Consider the following 17,554-nt stretch of genomic DNA (forward strand, 5'->3'; position numbering starts at 1 on the left):
GAAAGACTTCAGGCAGCATCCCAGGAAGCACGCGCCGCATCTACTCCGGCCCCACGGGGTAGCTGGACGCCCTCACCTGCGAGAACGGCTTCAAACGCCGCCAGGGTCAGTAGAACCTTATGCTTCTGCGCATTCACACCCATCGCGCCAATACGCCAGATCTTGCCTGTCAGTGGACCGAAAGACGAGACGATCTCGATTTCAAAGTCCTTGCGCATCAGCTCGCGAACCCGGGCGTTATCAACCCCTTCAGGAACCCATACGCCAGTCACATTGGTCATCCGCGTAGCGTCGTCGCCATAGACGCGCAGCCCCATCGCCCGCAGACCCGCCACCATGGCCCGTCCAGCACGCGTGTGACGGGCGACCCGGGCATCCACACCTTCCTCAACCACGATCCGAGCAGCCTCACGGGACGCATAAAGCATGGACGTCGCTTCAGTGTGATGGTTCATCCGTGCCGGAGACCAGTAATTCATGAGCATCGCCAGATCGAAGTAATTCGACTGAATCACCGGCCCCTCACCCTGCGGCTGGCCTGTCGCAATACCGGCTTCGTCATGCCGCCGACGCAGGATGGCTTCTACAGCACGATCCGATAGCGTGATCGGTGCAGATCCCGGCGGTCCACCAAGGCATTTCTGAAGCCCGGCAGTTGCGACATCGATGTTCCAGGCGTCCGTCTTGAACTCCATTCCGCCCAGCGTAGCAGTCGCATCGACGTAGAGAAGGACGTTATGACGGCGGCAAATAGCACCGATTTCTGCGAGTGGCTGGGCCGTTGTGGTGGACGTATCGCCATGCACGGTCGCCACAAGGCCAGGCTTGTGTTCGATAATGGCAGCTTCAATGGCGGCCGGGTCAACAACCTGCCCCCATTCCATATCCACAGTGCAGGGAATACCGCCGCACCGATGAACAATTTCCGTGAGCAGAAGGCCAAAGCGCCCGATCCGCGGAATAAGCACCTTCATGCCCGGAGAAACCAGCGAAACCAGAGCAGCCTCAATGGCCGAACGGGCAGAACCGTTGATCAGCAGCGTCCAATGATTCTTTGTCTGAAAAACTTCCCGATACAGCGCCATGGTTTCATCCATGTAAGCCGTCATTTCGGGGTCCATCTGGCCAATGACGTCCGTTGCCATGGCCCGTAGAATGCGTGGGTGCACATTGGCAGGCCCTGCGCCCATCAGCAGGCGCGATGGCGGATCAATTTGAGCAAAAGATGAAGTCATGACTGAAATTCCTTGACGCAAGCAAGCAGGGTGCGATGGGCGAGTTCAACGTCTTCCACAAGCACTGTTTCATCTGGATGATGGCTCAGACCACCAGGGCTGCGAATAAACAGCATACCCATCGGGCAGAAGCCCGCCATGGCCATGCTGTCATGCCCGGCACCGCTGAGAAGCCGAGGGGCAGAGCGCCCTGTTACCGCTTCAACAGCCGAAGCAAATCGTTCAATGATCCCCGGAGAGCACGCTGCCGCTGCCAGTTGCTGTGGAGCCGTAAACGAGACATCCAGTCCGCGCCGGTTCGCAATGTCGCGAATATCAGACCTGATGCCTTCAGCCAGTGCGTCGCGCACCTCATTGGAGCCTGCGCGCATATCCAGTGAAAACCAGACATCGCCGGGAATGACGTTTGACGTATTAGGCGTCACTTCTATTTGCCCAACCGTTGCCACGAGATTTCCGGCCCCGTTCAACCCACGCTTTTCTACTGCCAGCATCATCTCCGCAGCCCCGGCTAGCGCATCGCGGCGCAGAGTCATCGGCGTAGTACCAGCATGATCGGCCTGCCCCTTGACCATAACGCGCTGGCGGGTCTGGGCAGCGATCGCGGTCACGACGCCCAAGGGCTCATCCGCAGCTTCCAGACAAGGGCCCTGTTCGATATGCGGCTCGATAAAGGCCAGAATATCCTCTGGTCGGCGCGTTGCATTCTTTAGCTGCGACGGGTCCAGGCCATATGCCAGCATCGCGTCGGCAACCGTCATGCCTTGAGAATCCGTTACGCCCTGAGGAACGGCACTGATCTCCCCCGTCATTGTTCGGGAGCAGATCATGGGAACAGGAAACCGGGATCCTTCCTCGTCACCAAACCCAATAACCTCGATTGGGAATGGGAGGCGCGTGCCCTGATCCTTCAAGGCTGCAACCAGCTCGATTCCCAGCATCACGCCGAGGTTGCCGTCGAAAGCTCCCCCATTCCGCACCGTATCAAGATGCGAGCCAATCATGAGAACCGGCGCCTTTGGATCTGTCCCTTCATAGCGACCAACCAGATTACCCACGGCATCGGTCCGCACATCCATGCCTGCTTCTTCCATCCAGATCTGGACCTGAGCGAGGGTATGTCGATAGGATGTTCCGAGCCAGAAACGGAAAAGGCTACCAGCCATCTCGCTGAATGGAGGTTCAACGAGAATGCGGCACCGTTGAACGGCACGGGCTCCGTGGGCTGTCATTTTGTCTCCGCCAGAAGGACGTACAATCTTGAATAAAGTTTGCGCTCATAACGGGACCAGATCAAGTTGACCTCGTGATAAAACTCACCTCACATATTCGCATGAAAGATCAAACCCACCTTGATCCCATGCATCTACAGTCGTTTCTGGCGGTTGCAGAAACTCTGCATTTCACGTCTGCAGCGCAGATGCTGGGTGTCAGTCAGTCCACGATCAGTCAGCATGTCAGCCGGCTGGAAGAGCAATTGAGCACCCGGCTGCTGGCACGCAGCACAAAAGCTGTACGCCTGACGGAAAACGGCACGGCCCTCGTCTCATTAGGGCAGCGCCTTTTGCAGGTTGAAGATAGTCTGTTTGCCTATTTCCGGGACGGGACACCACGTGGAACCATCCGGCTGGGTGTGACGGAAGACCTCCTGTTAACGCGTTTCCCAGAAATTCTAGGCGTTTTTCGCGCGGCACATCCCTCTCTTCAGATCACAATGACCATCGGGCTCAGTGCATCCCTGACGCGCCTTCTGGACAATGATGAAATTGATCTGCTTTGCGGGATGCGTCGCTCTTCCGAGACGCACGGCCAGAAGCTCTGGACCGAAGAGCTGCGGTGGTTCGGCCCGGCGCAAACACCTTTCTCAGACGGTCAGTCCATTCCACTGGTGACGTTCCCGGAAGGTAGCGTCACCCGACGCCTTGCAATCGAAGCCCTGAACCGTGCCGAACTCCCGTGGCACATCGCCTTCACCAGCGGCAATCTGAGCGCAATTCTGGCCGCCGTCCGTGCAGGATACGGCATTACGGCGCAGCCCGGGTTTCTGCGAGAGTCTGATGGGCTTTCCCTTTGCGAAATGCCCGCCCTGCCGCGCATCCCGAATGTCGATTTTATTGCGGCCACACGTCACCAGACCGCTCAGGGGCCAGAAGAGCTGCTGATCCAGACTTTGTGTGACCATATCTCCCGCCTCCAATCTTCCCCTCCTGCCTGACGGGTATTTTCCATGCAGACGCCCAATTCTCTCCGCGGGATGGTGACATCCCCCCATCACCTCGCAAGTCAGGCTGGACTGGACGTCCTGAAAGATGGCGGGACAGCTATTGAAGCCATTGTAGCAACAGCGGCCGCACTGGCTGCAGTCTACCCCCACATGACAGGCCTCGGAGGGGATTCGTTCTGGCTGATTTCCTACCCCAACGGGCAGACCATTGCGATTGATGCCTGCGGACGGTTGGCCAGAAATGCCACGCTGGATCTGTATGCTCAGGCTGGTCACAGCGTCATCCCTTGGCGGGGCGGTCTGGCTGCCAATACTGTCGCCGGAACGGTCTCTGGATGGGAAGCAGCCCTGAAAGAAAGTGCCAAGCAACAACCTTCCCTCCCGCTAGATCGCCTCCTGCGCGATGCCATCCATTATGCCAGCACAGGACGCGTCGTTTCGGAGAGCGAAGCCGCACTTCTGAAGGAAAAGCAGGCAGAGCTTTGTGGAAACGAGGCTTTTCGGTCTTTCTGCATCCCTGACGATATTCCCTGGCAGGAAGGAGAAATTCAGACCTCGCCTATTCTGGCGGCTACACTCCGAAGCCTCGCTCACCACGGTCTGCGGAGTTTTTATGAGGGCGATCTGGCAAAAGGCATGGCGGCCGATCTTGAGGCCGCTGGCAGCCCCCTGCGTCTGGACGACTTCCTGTCTCATCGCGCTGAAGTCAAAGCGCCACTGGATGTTCAGACCTCAATGGGGACGCTCTATAATATGGCACCCCCAACACAGGGTGCAGCCTCTCTGCTGATCCTCGCGCTGGAAGATCGTCTTCCCCAATGCGACGCGTCAGAAAGTTATGAACACCTTCACGGACTGATCGAGGCCACGAAGCAGGCTTTTCGTTACCGAAATCGCGAAATTGATGGCCGTTCGACCGCGGAAGACGATATTCGCGCCCTTCTGCAAGACCCGTCAGCTCTCGACGAAATGGCTGCCCGCATTTCCATGACAGAAGCATTCCCCTGGACGGAAGAAACACAGTGGGGCGACACGACGTGGATGGGCGCCATTGATAGCAATGGTGTAGCCGTCAGCATGATCCAGAGCCTCTATTTCGAGTTTGGCTCCGGTGTAATGCTGCCGCAAAGCGGTCTGTTCTGGCAGAACCGTGGATCTTCATTCCGCCTGAAACCCTCTGGCTGGAACTGCCTGCTACCCGGCTCAAAACCTTTCCACACCCTGAACCCCGCCGCTGCCCGCCTCAATGATGGACGCGTCATAGTTTACGGAACCATGGGGGGTGAAGGCCAACCCCAGACACAGGCCGCCGTTTTCAGCCGCTATGCCCGACATGGTGTTCCACTGCAGGAGGCGATCTGCCGTCCCCGCTGGCTCCTGGGTCGCACATGGGGGGAGGAAAGCACGTCGCTCAAACTGGAGCCTGGATTTGATCCGACCGTAGTTCAGGCCCTTCAGGATGCAGGACATGTGATTGAGCAGCTTCCTGGCATGTCATCCATCATGGGACATGCCGGAGCCATCGTAAGGCATGCGAATGGTCGCCTCGAAGGGGCTACCGACCCACGCAGCGATGGGTCCGTGGCGGCCTGGTAACTTCAAGAGAAGGAGGCACTCCTGTAAAAGCGCCTCCTTCTCATGCTCAGACCAATCGAGCTTCGGCAGTTCCATCCCGCTCAAGGGATTCACCCAGAGCCAGCAACAGATCTTCCCTGCCCGGACGCGCAATAAGCTGGGCTCCCAACGGCAGTCCTGCCGTTTTCATCGGAACCGTCAAAACCGGGAAGCCTGCCAACGTCAGCGGTTGCGTATAAAGCCCCAGATTGGCACGCGCAGAGACCATTTTACCCCCTACTTCAATCAACGGTTGATCAAAGCGCGGCGCCTCACCCACCACAGCAGGCGCCAGCAGAATATCTGCATCAGCAAAAGCCTCATGCATCCGTGCGCGGAACCAGTTTCTCAGACGATGCGCCTGGAAAATCAGGGAAGCCGGCAAAAGGGCGCCAGCAAGCAGGCGGTCGCGCACTGACGGATCGTAATCTTGCGCCTGTGTGCGCAGACGATGCAGATGCAATGCTGCTCCTTCCGCGGCACTGATCACGAAAGCAGACGCTCTCGCCCGCGCAACTTCAGGCAGTTCCACCGTATTTTTGGCACCAAGCCGGGCCGCCAGTGCGTTTACTGCTTCCTGCATGGAAGCGGACATGTTCTCCGCAAACCATCCACCCAGACGCGCCACTTTCAAGCCACCAACATCAACAGGTGCGTTTTCCGTCCGTACCAATGCCTCAAAACACGCTCTCAGGCCGCCCGCACTGTCCGCAAAAGGCCCAACTGTGTCGAGGCTGGCAACAAACGGGTAGCTACCCTCAATTGGAAAACGCCCCTGCGTTCCCCGAAGCCCCCAAACGCCACACAAAGAGGCTGGAACACGGATGGACCCGTTGGTATCGGACCCCAGACCAAGCGAAAACAGGCGCGCCGCCACCCCAGCCGCCGATCCACCAGACGAACCACCCGCCAGATGATCTGGCGCATGAGGGTTGCGTGTAACGCCATGGTGGGCATTGTCCGTCGCAAACCCGTAAGCGAACTCGTCCATGTTTGTCAGTGCTACAGGGATGGCTCCAGCGTCGATCAGACGTGCCACGAGTGCGGCATCCCGCGCCGCAGGCGGATCATTTGCCAGCACCTTCGAACCCGCTGTCGTAACCTGACCGGCCACATCAAACAGATCCTTGATCCCGAATGGAACACCCGCCAACGCGCCAGGATCACGGCCTTCCGCAACAGCAGAATCAACTGCAGCGGCAGCGGCAAATGCCCGATCCGTGAGGGCGCGCGTGACGCAATTCAATGCTCCATCCCGCTCGGCGATGTCTGCAAAAACAGCTTTGGTTACGTCTGTTGCAGATAACTCGCCGCATCGAACACGCGCAGCAATGTCCAGCGTGCGAAATTCAAGCCCGCTCATGGTTCGTACTCGAACGCAGGTTCAAGCCTGTCTGACAGTTCCATTCCCTCGATCAGGGTCGCATAGGAACGCAGAAGGTCGAGGTTCATCCGAACCCCCTTATGAAATTCAGCGGGTATCACAAGGCCATTCGCCGTTGCGAGAACCTCGATTTCCTTATCTTCCGAAAGATTCATGCTGCTGCCGTCGCCTCTTCAGAGTTAGTCTTCAGGATATGTCGGCCATCAGGGAAACATGCGCAGCCAGAATCTTCCAGCCATTCTGTGTACGAAACCATGTCTGACTCTGACGGCCGATTTTGGAACCACCCCGGCGTTGAAACTCCAGATCAACCACGGCAACATCCTGACCGATCACCGTGATGACGCGTTTCAGCACATCCCGTGGCGGAGAACCTCCTGGACGCTGTTTCCGGAATTCCCTGATTTCTTCGATGCCATAGAGATTTTCACCAACCCCGTATCGGACTGTCTCCGGCCCCGCATAAAAGAGGTCATCCAGGGTCTGAAGATCATTCTCACCCAACGCTTTTTCATAAAGATCAGCCAGGCCTGAAACCTCAGCCAGAATTTTGGGCTCGTTCAGCATCCTATATCTTTCCTTCTGCATGCCCCGCGAGCACGACGTCATGCCCCTCGTCTCGCAGAGACTGAACCTGTCGGGCATCAAGATCGGTGTCCGTAAAAATACAGGAAACCTGATCCAGGAACCCGACACTGTAAGTGGAGTGGAGCGCAAATTTTGTACTATCCACAAGAAGAAAGCACGTCTCCGTCCGCTTCATCATAAGCGCGTTGAGCCTGGCCTCTTCCTCATCAGGCGTCGAAATCGTCGCGTCTGGTTGCACAGCACTAGCGCCGAGAAATACCTGATCGAACCAGAGTTTCTCCAGTGCCTGCTCTGCCAAAAGTCCAACCAGACTGCGATTGGTATGCCTCACTCTGCCACCAAGAAGAATCGTCTCGACACCTTCAACACCGCTCAGCATTTCCGAAACCATGATGTTGTTGGAAAAGACCGTCAGTGGCATGGGCGAAATGCGCAGACGCCGCGCGAGCTGCAGAACGGTTGTCCCGGCATCAAAGAAAACCTTTGATCCTCGCTCGATCCGACAAAAAGCCAGATCCGCAATGGCGCGCTTGTGTTCGAGTGCGTGATTTTCCCGCGCCTCAAACGCAACCTCTCGATCGATGGAAGCAGTCAGGGACGCACAGCCGCGTGTCCGGATGACAATGCCCTGCTCTTCAAGCAACTGAAGATCCCGCCGGATCGTCGCAAGAGAAGCATCCACCTGTCTGGCCAGCTCGTGGACACCACTCATTCCGTTCAGGTAAAGGTAATGCCGGATCTGAGCCAGCCGGTCAGAAGCCAAAAGACGCTCTCCCCACTGAGCCATGACACGGTGCGCCGAAGCATACCCATATTTTTCAAAAAGCACGCATAAAATGATCGAAATCGGAACGTTTCGCTCAGAAAGATGACTTGACATGACTGGCCTCTGGCTAGTCAGATCGAGACAGGATCCTACTACCCGCAAGAAAGCCTGGCCGTGACTGAACCCTGTATCGCAGCGATTGACGGCGGGGGCAGCAAGACTCTCCTTGTTGTCCTTCGTCAGGATGGAACAGTCGCCGCCAGCCGGCAGACAGGCGGAACGAACCCCTTTGACCAACCCCTCTGGCGCGAGAGGCTGACGGGCCTTCTGCAGGTACTCCCTGTCGAGACCCAGTCTGTCGGACTTGGGCTGGCCGGATACGGCGAAAGTGAAACGCTTTGCGCCCGGCAAAAAAACGCTGTCTCCGAAAGTCTCAGAGACATTCCATATTCCCTCACAAATGATGTGGACATGGCTTGTTCAGCCGCATTTGGGGGGCAGCCCGGCATTCTTCTTCTGTCTGGCACAGGTTCCATGGCATGGGCGTCCGATGCTGCGGGCAAGCATTGCCGGGTCGGCGGATGGGGCAGCCTGTTTGGCGATGAAGGCAGCGCCTACCAGATCGGCCGAAACGCCCTGGCACTTCTGACGCACATTCTCGATGGTCGAAACACGCAGGATGCCAGCTTCCTGGCGCCCTTCACTGCGGCCATGGGCCTGCCATCCAGCCCGGAACTCTGCACGCCTGCTCTTCTGGAGTGGTATGGCACCCTCGAGCATCCTCGCTCTGCCGTTGCAGCTCTCGCCCGCCATGTGTCTGCCCTTGCTGAAGACGGTTGTGTCCCGGCCATGGCTCTTCTGGATCAGGCCGCATCCGATCTGGCCACGCATATCCTTGCGGCGCGTAGAAAAATACCGGGATTAGACCTCCCCTGGAGCTATGCGGGCGGTACGCTGCAAAGCGCGTACCTGCGAAATGCCATCGCAAGACAATGCGGAGCACCTCGCCCGCCCCTTCTCCCTCCCATTGGTGGAGGCCTCATTTCTGCTGCTCGCCAAGCCGGATGGGCAGCAGATACACACTGGATTCAATCCCTCTCCCGTACCCTCGACACCGTAGGCTCAGGGGCCTGAAAGGTTTTCTTATGAACGCTACTGAGCGCGGTATTCGCGAACAGTTTCCCCTCTGGAACCAGGTAGACATGCAAGATGTGCATCCAGACCCGGAGACTTTCACAGTCGTCGTAGGATGTGGAACATCTGTTCATATTGCGGATTCAATCGCGGCAAGCCTGAATGCTAATGGTGTGTTTTCGCGTGCTGTTGCAGGCAATGAGTGGACACGCCGCCCGCAGGATTATGTACCGTCCTCAATCCGCCCAAACATTCTGGCTCTTTCACGCAGCGGAGAGTCGACTGAGACGGTCGCCGCTGCCATCGAAAGCCGAAAGAACGGTCTGCACGTTACAGCTTTCACCTGCGCGGAAGAGACTAGTCTCGAGAAGAACGCAGACGAAACCGTCTTGGCCGAAACCCATACGGAAGAAGGCATCGTCATGACAGCGTCGGCCAGTCTGATGCTGCTGATGGGCCTGCGTTATGCAGGTATTTCCGTCACGCCGGAAACAACAAAGGCTGCCGAGGAACTCCTTAACGCCGCAGATCCGCAGCTCAAGACTCTGATCGAAGGGCGTTCCCATTTCGTGTTCCTGGGCGCTGGTGCGCTTTATGGCGTTGCCCGCGAAGGCTCCCTGAAACTTCAGGAAATGAGCCTCAGCCAGACAGAAGCGCATCATCCGCTGGAATACCGTCACGGCCCGATCAGCCTGATTGATGACAGCTCTCTCGTCGTCTTCCTGTACCACCCGGACACGCTGGGAGAAGAGAGCATTCTTGCCAAGGATCTGATGGGCAAGGGCGCACGCGTTCTAGGCATTGGTGGCCCCGGCACCGTCTCTCTTTCCGTTAAGGAAGACGCAGATGTTCGCCCGCTGGTCGTTCTGCCAGTGCTTCAGCTTTTCGGCGAATATGTCGCGCGCTCGAAGGGATTGGATACTCTGGCCCCTCGTCATCTGACCAAAGTTGTGACGATCGCCTGATTCATGAGCCTTTCTCCGTTCCTGAACCTCGTTCGCCAGACGCACGATCCAGACGTTCCGAAAGCCCAACGTCAAGGATTGACTTCTGTCTGTTCCGCACACCCATTGGTGCTGGAGGCGGCGCTTCAACGCGCTGCCCGGACCAAGAGGCATGTTCTGATCGAGGCGACCTGCAATCAGGTCAATCAGGATGGGGGTTATACCGGCATGACCCCGGCAGATTTCCGGGATCTTGTGCTTGGAATTGCCGCTAAGGTCGGCTGCCCGGCGCATCTTGTTCTACTGGGTGGCGACCATCTTGGCCCCAATCCATGGAAAGCCCTGCCTCCACAGGAGGCCATGGACAAGGCCCTGACCATGATCGAAGCCTTTGCGAAAGCGGGCTTCGTCAAACTGCATCTCGATGCCAGCATGGGCTGCGCGGGCGAACCGGTTGCGCTTTCCGATGAAACCGTTGCCGAACGCGCCTGCGCCCTTGCACAGCGCGCCGAAAGCGCGGCTCCCGGTCAGGCCGTCTATATCATTGGAACGGAAGTCCCTGTTCCAGGTGGTACGGCTGAGGCTCTGGATCATCTGGAGCCAACCTCTCCGGACTCTGCCACCGCCACACTTCAGGTTCATGAAACACTGTTCCGCAGCACGCTGGGCGACGACGTCTGGAGCCGTGTGATCGGGCTTGTCGTTCAGCCGGGCGTGGAATTCGGTGTGGAAGATGTCGTGATTTACGACCGGCCGCGCGCGCAGTCCCTCTCGGCCACGCTAAACCAGATGCCGGGCCAGATCTTCGAAGCCCATTCGACCGATTATCAGCCCCTCCCCGCCCTGCGCGCACTTGTGGAAGATGGCTTCCTGCTCCTGAAAGTCGGACCGGGCCTGACCTTTGCCCTGCGTGAAGCCCTGTATGGGCTGGACGGCATCCGCTCCGTCCTTCTGCCACAGCAGGAAAGCCTGCGGGCGCTTATGGAACGGATCATGACCCAGCAGCCTGCGCAGTGGCATGGCCATTACGAAGGCACAGAGAGCAAGCTCGCCATTCTCCGTCACTATGCTTACAGCGACCGTATCCGCTATTACTGGCCTCAACCTGATGCGGAAGCCGCCGTTGAAACGCTTCTGCGCCAGCTTGAGGAAACAGGGCTGCCAGACCCGCTTCTGAGCCAGTTCCTGCCGGTGCAGTACGAAAAAATCCGCGACGGGCTGCTTCCACGGCAACCGCGCGCCATAATTCTTTCCGCAATCGACACAGTTCTTGGCCTGTACGATCAGGCCTGTGGAGCAGAAGTGACATGAACCGTTCCCCGGACAGCCTGACTGGCTCATACGGCCTTGGTCCACTTGGTGTTGCCGCCGCCATCTTCTTCATGATGGGTTTTGTGACCTGGCTGAACGGGCCGCTGATCTCGTTTGTCCGGGTTGCGTTCTCACTAGGAGACGTCAGCGCTTTTCTGGTGCCTCTGGTCTTCTACCTGTCGTATTTTTTGTTCTCCATTCCCGCATCGTTTGTCGCCCGTTCACTGGGTCTGCGTCGCGGTCTGTCCGGAGCACTGGTTTTGTGTGCGGCAGGCGTAGCCCTCTTCGGGCAATTCGTCTCCATGCGCATTTATGGCGGCGCACTGGCTGGGCTTCTGGTGCTGGGTTCAGGGCTTGCACTGATGCAGGTCGTTATCAACCCATTGGTCAGCCTGCTTGGTCCTTCGGAGCGCGCCGCCCAGCGTATTGCCATCATGGGTGTCTGCAATAAATTTGCCGGCATTCTGGCGCCTATCGTCCTGGCCACAGTCGTCATGGGCGATATCGGGAATGTCGCTGAGAAAGCGCAGCTTGCTGCAACACCAGAAGCACGGGACGCCATTCTAAACAGCTTCGTCCATGCCATTTATGCGCCCTATATGAGCATGGCTGTCGTTCTTCTGGTTGCTGCAGTGGGCGTGATCTTTTTTCCTCTGCCGGAACTCCAAGCCCCGCCGCTCCCAAGCGTGAGCGGAAGTACAGATAAGATTTTCCGGCCGCATCTTGTCTTCGGCATTGCGGCTATGTTCATCTATGTCGGCATCGAAGTCATGGCGGGCGATGCCATCGGCACATATGGGCAGGGCTTTGGCCTTCCCCTAAGCGAGACCAAGTTCTTCACCTCCCTGACTCTTGCTGGAATGCTGGCGGGTTATGTCGCGGGGTTCGTGGTTGTTCCACGCATCATCACGCAGGAGCGCTTTCTTGAGTTCTCCTGCATTGGCGGCTGCATCCTGACCATTGCGGCCTTCCTGACGCATGGTTACGCCTCCGTACTTTGCGTCGCTTTGCTGGGCGCCACAAACGCCATGATCATGCCGACAATCTTCCCGATTGCCATTCGAGGCGCTGGCCCTTGGACCCCACTGGCTTCCGCACTGATTGTCATGGCGTATAGCGGTGGCGCAATCATTCCGCAGGTCTATGTCCTGCTAAAGCCTTATGTCGGGTTTCAGGCCATGTTCGCCCTCCTCGTTCTGCCATCCTATCTCGCAGTTCTTTTCTACGCTCGCCGCTACGGACAGACGGGCCTTCTCCCACTGGACCAGAAACAATGACGTCTCATCTCGATGGAAATCTCGTACTCCGGGACCGGATCGTCCCCGGTCGCGTGACCTTCGGCACCCATATCCACGATCTTGAGCCGCTGAAAAACGCTGGCAACCGTTACATTCTTCCAGGCTTCATTGATGGACATGTTCACGGTGGCGGTGGAGCCGACACCATGGACGGTGTGGAAGCCATTGAAACACTGTCCCGGTTCCACATGTGTCACGGCACTACGACCATTCTCCCGACAACCATTACGGCACCCTGGAATGACGTAATGAATGCCCTGAGAGCCGTCGCGGAAGTCTGTGAACGCGGGGTGGAAAACGGTCCGCGCATTCATGGAGCCCATTTGGAAGGGCCGTTTGTGAGTCCCCACAAGCTGGGTGCGCAGCCTCCCTTTGCCATTCCGCCCTCCCCTGACCGGGTTCAGGAAGCTGTCGAAACCGGGTGTGTCCGCGTGGTCACGCTTGCTCCCGAACTGGACCATGCAGAAAGTGCCATGCGCAGTTTTGCAGCGGCTGGCGTAAGGGTCAGTCTTGGCCATACCACCACAGATCATGAAGGCGCCGAACGCGCCATCTGCCTCGTCTGTGGAGCTGGGGGCACCGTCGGTGCGACCCATCTTTTCAACGCCATGTCTGCGATTGAGGGCCGCAAGCCCGGCCCTGTAACGGCACTTATGTGCAGCGACACCGCATATGCCGAGATGATCTTCGATACCTACCACGTGCACCCCGCCAGCTTTCGTCTGGCCTCACGCGTTATGGGGGACCGCCTCCTGTTCGTAACAGATGCCATGCGGGGAACAGGTGAACCGGAAGGCCCCAGCAGTCTGGGTGGACAGGACGTCCTGATCCAGGATGGCGTTGTCCGCCTTCCCGGCGGCTCTCTGGCAGGAAGTGTCCTGACCCTTGACCAGGCTGTGCGCAACGCCGTGCAGGCCGGGAAATCACTTCCGGAGGCTGCACGGCTCGTCAGCACCAATGCAGCTGCATATCTTGGCCTTCATGATCGGGGCACAATCACTCCCGACCTTCTGGCCGATTTCACCGTTCTGGATGACACGCTGCAAATCGCGGAGGTCTGGGTTGGTGGGCAAAGAACTTTTTGAGGCTGCCTAATTGAGCAGACGTCTCTTCAGATATCCGCGGGTGGTGCCAGCCGATAAACGCCTGCCTGCCAAGGCCTAAGCTCAGGTAGCACATCCGCTGCCTGAGCTGATGCGCTGTCGATCAGAACCTCAGATATTTTCAGACCATGCGGCAGAATATAGTGTTCCTTTTCCCCACACATATTGATCAGAACAAGAAACTGCTCGTCCTCTAGCGTACGCGTAAATGCAATGACCGAAGGATGGTCTGGATCAACATCTTCAAATGTACCGTAAATCAGCGCCTGATGCGTAGCGCGAAGCTCAATCAAGCGGCGGTAGTAGTTCAGAATGGACCCGGGGTCAGCTTCCTGCTGGGCCACATTGATGTCCGTATGATTTGGATTGATCCGAAACCACGGCACACCAGTCGTAAACCCGGCACGCGACGTTCCATCCCATTGCATGGGTGTTCGTGCATTATCCCGACTGATCTTTGAGAGGCTGGACAAGACCTCTTTTGCGGACATTTTTCCAATACCGACAGTATTGTCCCAGATGCCCCTGGCGTTGATGTCCTCGAAATCCTCGATCCCATCGAACCGGATATTCGTCATGCCAATTTCCTGCCCCTGATAGATATAGGGCGTCCCACGTCGCATCAGGAGCATTGTTGCCAGCGCCTTGGCTGACGGGCCGTGCCCTTTGGGCGAAGGATCTCCGAACCATGAGACAGATCGTGGATTATCATGGTTTTCCAGAAAGGATGTCAGCCAGCCCTCTGGGCCAGAAGATGTATCTTCCCCTCTTAAAACTGCTTTAAGATCCTTGATCGTCCAATCCTGAACCTGCCAGTCATGGCGACCAAGGCGGACAATTTCGAAGTGAAAAACCATCGTCATTTCCCCTCGGCTTTCCTCTACAAAAGCCGGGGTCTCATCGAAGGGCACACCAAAAGCTTCCCCAACTGTCAGAAGGTCCCGGTCTGCGAAAACCTCCCGATGCATGTCCTGTAGATAATCATGCACTTTGGGGCCGGTGACATACACATGCTCAAGGCTCTCCATCTCAGCCAGCGTCAGGTCTCTGAGATCAGGTAGCTTGGACAGAAAGCAGATCGCATCCAGCCGGAAGCCTGCGACGCCCCGGCCCAGCCAGAAACGCATCATCTCGTACATTTCTTTCCGGACTGCCGGATTTTCCCAGTTCAGATCAGGCTGTTCACAAGCAAAATAGTGCAGATAATACTGCCCTGTTGTCTCATCTTTCTGCCATGCGCTTCCACCAAAGATGGACAGATAATTATTGGGCGGTCCGCCATCCCGGCCATCCCTCCAGATATAGAAATCGCGATAGGGGTTTTCCCTGCTGGCACGGCTTTGGCGAAACCAGGCATGTTGATCACTCGTGTGGTTAGCCACGATATCCACAATGAGTTTCATCCCACGGGCATTTAAGCCTTCTACCAGCCGGTCAAAGTCTTCCATAGTCCCCTGAAGGGGATCGACTTTGCGGTAATCCCGGATGTCATACCCGTTATCAACATTCGGGCTGTCATAATGCGGGGCCAGCCAGATCACCTGTACACCCAGAGATTGCAGGTAATCTAACCGACTGATGAGGCCCGGAAGATCACCAATTCCGTCTCCATCGCTGTCACAGAATGAACGTGTGTAAACCTGATAAACCACAGCTTCCTTCCACCAGCGCCTCCTGTCAGGCGTATTGGCTTCACTTGCGCGAAGGGCAGTCAGGAAGGGAGCACTGGAATTGCTGGAGGATGGCTGTGACATCGGGTCTATCTCCTCACGGATACAGGCCTGCAACGAGCCACACGCAAAAAGCGTTTCAATCTTTAGCGCACAAGTTAGCGAGACTGCTTTATAGATCAGCGGCTTGACAGATGCGCCCTGAGCCAGTCTGTCTCTGTGTCATGCCGGTGAGCCTCAATAAGCATTACCGCCGCTTTTTATATCGTATTCCAGGAGCTGTTGACCCTGATGTCATCGATCCAGACATCCACCCTGCTGAATGACCTTCCTGCTTCCGAGCGGAATTATATGCAGGACTATCTTAACCAGTCGGCAGAAACGATGGTGGCGTTCTCAAAGGACGACTCCTGCTCCGAGATGATGGCAGGAATTGCTCTGACCATCATGTCAGCCCTGCAGGATGACCGAAAGCTTCTGGTTGCAGGCAATGGTGGAAGCGCCGCCGATGCCCAGCACATTGCCGGTGAATTCACGGCACGCCTGATGTATGACCGCCGACCGCTAGCCGCTATTGCGCTGACAACGGATACATCCAGCTTAACCGCCATTGGGAACGACTACGGCTTCGATCACGTCTTTTCCCGGCAGGTTCTCGCTCTGGGGCGCAAGGGGGATGTTTTCCTCGGCATCACAACATCTGGACGTTCGCCGAATATCATAGAGGCGCTCAAGGCTGCCCGCGCACAGGGTGTTATAACCGTCGTCTTTACTGGCCAGACATCCGTGGACATTCCCGAAGCGGACTTCGTGCTCCGCGTTCCTTCCGCATGGACCCCCCTGATCCAGCAGATGCATATCACCGCCGCACATATTGTTTGCGCCTTGGTTGAACGGGCACTGTGCCCACAGTCCGCCGATCAGGAACAGCACTGAGCACAAGCCAGCAGCCAGATTTCAGTCTCTGCCTGCTGGCTCAAAATTTTGAACGGTCAGGACCGTACACGCCAACGCCAGTCGTTCAGAACTTCCTCAAGGGTGTTTTTCCAGGAAATCTGAGCTGTCCATCCCAGAATGCGTTGGGCTTCAGAAGGGTCCCCCACCATATTCTGCAATCCTGACGGCGTCGGATGAGTAGAATCCAAACGGACTTCTGGGTGCACTCCCGCCATTTCCAGCAGATCATTTAGCATGGACTGTACGGTTCGGGTCTCACCACTACAGATGTTCAAAATCATGCCATCCGCAGGAGCATCCTCTAACGTCAGGGCATCGATATAGGCGTCACACGCATCCCGGACGTTTGTAATGTCGTATCCGACATCCGGGTGGTTGATCGTAATACTAGTCTGCTGATGCGCCTCAACCCGAGCGACCTGAGAGGCCAGAAAGGGTAGAATGGCATTCACATCCTGGCTGCTTCCAGCCTGCGTAAACGGCCGCATCCTTACAGCATGCAGGCCTTCTTTCGCCATCATTCCTACAGCCATGTCCGCGGCCGCCTTGCTGGCAGCATAGGAATTCAACGGCGCTACGGTCGCTGCTTCGTTCAAGGGAATGCCCTCTGCGAAAGAAGCACCGTAAATTTCAGCTGAGGAGACATGCACAAATCTGATGTGACGGGCGTGTTTTTGAAACGTCTCCGCCAGATTCATTGTACCATCAAGATTGACCTGCCAGGCGCGCCGTGTGTCCTGACTGGCTTCCAGAACCGATGACACAGCCGCAAGATGAATGCAGGCGTCAGGGCGTGTATCCTGCACAACACGCTCTACGGCCTCACGATCCAGAAGATCCAATTGCCCTTCAATCAGAACATGATCGGGCATCCGGTCTTTAAGGCGTGTTTTGAGATGGGTCCCGACAAACCCAAGACCGCCCGTCAGAAGAATTCGCATCGCCTGCACTCACACTGGCCGCCCTGAGGGACCACGGGAATTAGACAACGTGAGAAGCGAATTTTCCGAAACGGGCGGCATTGATCATTCTCCCATGCTGACGGATCTGAGGACCGAACAAAGGTACGGCCGTTCCGCCATCCCTTCGTTCTCGACCACATTCAGTCACGGGGCAAGAGAGCAACTCTTGTGCAGGGGTACAGGATCAGTTCCCGAGAGAACGATCAACAGAGCGGCCAGCGCGTTCGATCGGGCCCTTCGGCGGATCAACGGTGTCACGCACCTTCTCACCGAACGTCCGGTGGTGTTCGCAGGCCGTCAACGTCACGCAGGACACGGAAAGGGCCAGAAGAAGCAGTATCGATTTACGCACGTGGAGTAATCC

At 57.0% G+C, this 17,554-nt stretch carries 17 protein-coding genes; 8 read left to right on the top strand and 9 right to left on the bottom strand.

Features of this window, described 5'->3' with window-relative positions; genetic code table 11:
- Positions 1-8 precede the first annotated feature (8 nt).
- Positions 9-1,235 carry a pyridoxal-phosphate-dependent aminotransferase family protein gene (locus tag M2305_RS05200; protein WP_264648757.1) on the bottom strand — a complete coding sequence of 409 codons (1,227 nt, stop codon included), beginning with the start codon at positions 1,233-1,235 and terminating at the stop codon, positions 9-11.
- Positions 1,232-2,467 (bottom strand): allantoate amidohydrolase, encoded by a 1,236-nt coding sequence (locus M2305_RS05205; RefSeq protein ID WP_264648758.1) that lies wholly within the window; start codon positions 2,465-2,467, stop codon positions 1,232-1,234. Before M2305_RS05205 ends, M2305_RS05200 begins: the two co-directional genes overlap by 4 nt.
- A gap of 101 nt (positions 2,468-2,568) precedes the next feature.
- Between M2305_RS05205 and M2305_RS05210 the strand changes: the two genes are divergently transcribed.
- Both M2305_RS05210 and M2305_RS05215 read left to right on the top strand, forming a co-directional pair.
- The gene (locus M2305_RS05210; RefSeq protein WP_264648759.1) at positions 2,569-3,450 is read left to right on the top strand and encodes a LysR family transcriptional regulator; all 882 of its coding nucleotides are present in this window, start codon (positions 2,569-2,571) and stop codon (positions 3,448-3,450) included.
- Between the two features lie 39 nt (positions 3,451-3,489).
- A complete protein-coding gene (locus M2305_RS05215) occupies positions 3,490-5,055 on the top strand; it encodes a gamma-glutamyltransferase family protein (RefSeq protein ID WP_276556513.1) in 1,566 nt (521 codons plus the stop codon).
- 46 nt (positions 5,056-5,101) lie between these two features.
- Here the strand turns inward: M2305_RS05215 and M2305_RS05220 are convergent, their stop codons facing one another.
- The 4 genes from M2305_RS05220 to M2305_RS05235 are packed head-to-tail and all read right to left on the bottom strand — an operon-like array spanning position 5,102 to position 7,925.
- Positions 5,102-6,436: an AtzE family amidohydrolase gene (locus tag M2305_RS05220; protein WP_264648761.1), complete on the bottom strand. Its 1,335-nt coding sequence runs from the start codon at positions 6,434-6,436 to the stop codon at positions 5,102-5,104.
- The gene (locus M2305_RS05225; protein WP_046900228.1) at positions 6,433-6,612 is read right to left on the bottom strand and encodes a DUF4089 domain-containing protein; all 180 of its coding nucleotides are present in this window, start codon (positions 6,610-6,612) and stop codon (positions 6,433-6,435) included. Before M2305_RS05225 ends, M2305_RS05220 begins: the two co-directional genes overlap by 4 nt.
- A gap of 31 nt (positions 6,613-6,643) precedes the next feature.
- Complete coding sequence (hpxZ, locus tag M2305_RS05230) at positions 6,644-7,024, bottom strand: oxalurate catabolism protein HpxZ (protein WP_264648762.1); 381 nt, start codon at positions 7,022-7,024, stop codon at positions 6,644-6,646.
- A 1-nt stretch (position 7,025) separates the two neighbouring features.
- Positions 7,026-7,925 (bottom strand): DeoR/GlpR family DNA-binding transcription regulator, encoded by a 900-nt coding sequence (locus tag M2305_RS05235; protein WP_264648763.1) that lies wholly within the window; start codon positions 7,923-7,925, stop codon positions 7,026-7,028.
- A gap of 60 nt (positions 7,926-7,985) precedes the next feature.
- On the opposite strand from M2305_RS05235, the gene M2305_RS05240 reads away from it, so the two are divergent.
- From M2305_RS05240 to nagA, 5 genes are read left to right on the top strand one after another with little or no spacing between them, the layout of a single operon-like run.
- Positions 7,986-8,945: an N-acetylglucosamine kinase gene (locus M2305_RS05240; RefSeq protein ID WP_264648764.1), complete on the top strand. Its 960-nt coding sequence runs from the start codon at positions 7,986-7,988 to the stop codon at positions 8,943-8,945.
- Between the two features lie 11 nt (positions 8,946-8,956).
- The gene (locus tag M2305_RS05245) at positions 8,957-9,910 is read left to right on the top strand and encodes an SIS domain-containing protein (RefSeq protein ID WP_264648765.1); all 954 of its coding nucleotides are present in this window, start codon (positions 8,957-8,959) and stop codon (positions 9,908-9,910) included.
- Between the two features lie 3 nt (positions 9,911-9,913).
- Positions 9,914-11,200, top strand: coding sequence for a D-tagatose-bisphosphate aldolase, class II, non-catalytic subunit (locus tag M2305_RS05250; RefSeq protein ID WP_264648766.1), 1,287 nt, complete (start codon positions 9,914-9,916; stop codon positions 11,198-11,200).
- Entirely contained in the window at positions 11,197-12,477 is a 1,281-nt protein-coding gene (gluP, locus tag M2305_RS05255) for a glucose/galactose MFS transporter (RefSeq protein WP_264648767.1), read from the top strand. Before M2305_RS05250 ends, gluP begins: the two co-directional genes overlap by 4 nt.
- Positions 12,474-13,583, top strand: coding sequence for an N-acetylglucosamine-6-phosphate deacetylase (gene nagA, locus M2305_RS05260; protein ID WP_264648768.1), 1,110 nt, complete (start codon positions 12,474-12,476; stop codon positions 13,581-13,583). Before gluP ends, nagA begins: the two co-directional genes overlap by 4 nt.
- A 26-nt stretch (positions 13,584-13,609) precedes the next feature.
- On the opposite strand, the gene M2305_RS05265 is transcribed toward nagA, so the two are convergent.
- Positions 13,610-15,355, bottom strand: a complete 1,746-nt coding sequence (locus tag M2305_RS05265) for a glycoside hydrolase family 13 protein (protein WP_264648769.1) — start codon at positions 15,353-15,355, stop codon at positions 13,610-13,612.
- A gap of 207 nt (positions 15,356-15,562) precedes the next feature.
- Here M2305_RS05265 and M2305_RS05270 point away from each other — a divergent pair, with 207 nt between their 5' ends.
- A complete protein-coding gene (locus tag M2305_RS05270; RefSeq protein ID WP_264648770.1) occupies positions 15,563-16,207 on the top strand; it encodes a D-sedoheptulose 7-phosphate isomerase in 645 nt (214 codons plus the stop codon).
- Positions 16,208-16,263: 56 nt separating this feature from the next.
- Here M2305_RS05270 and M2305_RS05275 read toward each other — a convergent pair whose 3' ends face one another.
- Positions 16,264-17,169, bottom strand: coding sequence for an NAD-dependent epimerase/dehydratase family protein (locus tag M2305_RS05275; RefSeq protein ID WP_264648771.1), 906 nt, complete (start codon positions 17,167-17,169; stop codon positions 16,264-16,266).
- Between the two features lie 205 nt (positions 17,170-17,374).
- Positions 17,375-17,542 carry a hypothetical protein gene (locus M2305_RS05280; protein ID WP_167386170.1) on the bottom strand — a complete coding sequence of 56 codons (168 nt, stop codon included), beginning with the start codon at positions 17,540-17,542 and terminating at the stop codon, positions 17,375-17,377.
- Between the last annotated feature and the right edge of the window lie 12 nt (positions 17,543-17,554).

The organism is Gluconobacter cerinus (genome assembly GCF_025961355.1).
Classification (GTDB): domain Bacteria; phylum Pseudomonadota; class Alphaproteobacteria; order Acetobacterales; family Acetobacteraceae; genus Gluconobacter; species Gluconobacter cerinus.

Bases quoted from the DNA above. Each gene is read 5' to 3' on its own strand.
- M2305_RS05225 (WP_046900228.1), bottom strand. From the start codon at position 6,612: ATGAATCTTTCGGAAGATAAGGAAATCGAGGTTCTCGCAACGGCGAAT.
- M2305_RS05235 (WP_264648763.1), bottom strand. From the start codon at position 7,925: ATGTCAAGTCATCTTTCTGAGCGAAACGTTCCGATTTCGATCATTTTA.
- M2305_RS05275 (WP_264648771.1), bottom strand. From the start codon at position 17,169: ATGCGAATTCTTCTGACGGGCGGTCTTGGGTTTGTCGGGACCCATCTC.
- hpxZ (WP_264648762.1), bottom strand. From the start codon at position 7,024: ATGCTGAACGAGCCCAAAATTCTGGCTGAGGTTTCAGGCCTGGCTGAT.
- M2305_RS05245 (WP_264648765.1), top strand. From the start codon at position 8,957: ATGAACGCTACTGAGCGCGGTATTCGCGAACAGTTTCCCCTCTGGAAC.
- M2305_RS05270 (WP_264648770.1), top strand. From the start codon at position 15,563: ATGTCATCGATCCAGACATCCACCCTGCTGAATGACCTTCCTGCTTCC.
- M2305_RS05250 (WP_264648766.1), top strand. From the start codon at position 9,914: ATGAGCCTTTCTCCGTTCCTGAACCTCGTTCGCCAGACGCACGATCCA.
- M2305_RS05210 (WP_264648759.1), top strand. From the start codon at position 2,569: ATGAAAGATCAAACCCACCTTGATCCCATGCATCTACAGTCGTTTCTG.
- M2305_RS05265 (WP_264648769.1), bottom strand. From the start codon at position 15,355: ATGTCACAGCCATCCTCCAGCAATTCCAGTGCTCCCTTCCTGACTGCC.
- M2305_RS05215 (WP_276556513.1), top strand. From the start codon at position 3,490: ATGGTGACATCCCCCCATCACCTCGCAAGTCAGGCTGGACTGGACGTC.
- M2305_RS05220 (WP_264648761.1), bottom strand. From the start codon at position 6,436: ATGAGCGGGCTTGAATTTCGCACGCTGGACATTGCTGCGCGTGTTCGA.
- M2305_RS05200 (WP_264648757.1), bottom strand. From the start codon at position 1,235: ATGACTTCATCTTTTGCTCAAATTGATCCGCCATCGCGCCTGCTGATG.
- gluP (WP_264648767.1), top strand. From the start codon at position 11,197: ATGAACCGTTCCCCGGACAGCCTGACTGGCTCATACGGCCTTGGTCCA.
- M2305_RS05205 (WP_264648758.1), bottom strand. From the start codon at position 2,467: ATGACAGCCCACGGAGCCCGTGCCGTTCAACGGTGCCGCATTCTCGTT.
- nagA (WP_264648768.1), top strand. From the start codon at position 12,474: ATGACGTCTCATCTCGATGGAAATCTCGTACTCCGGGACCGGATCGTC.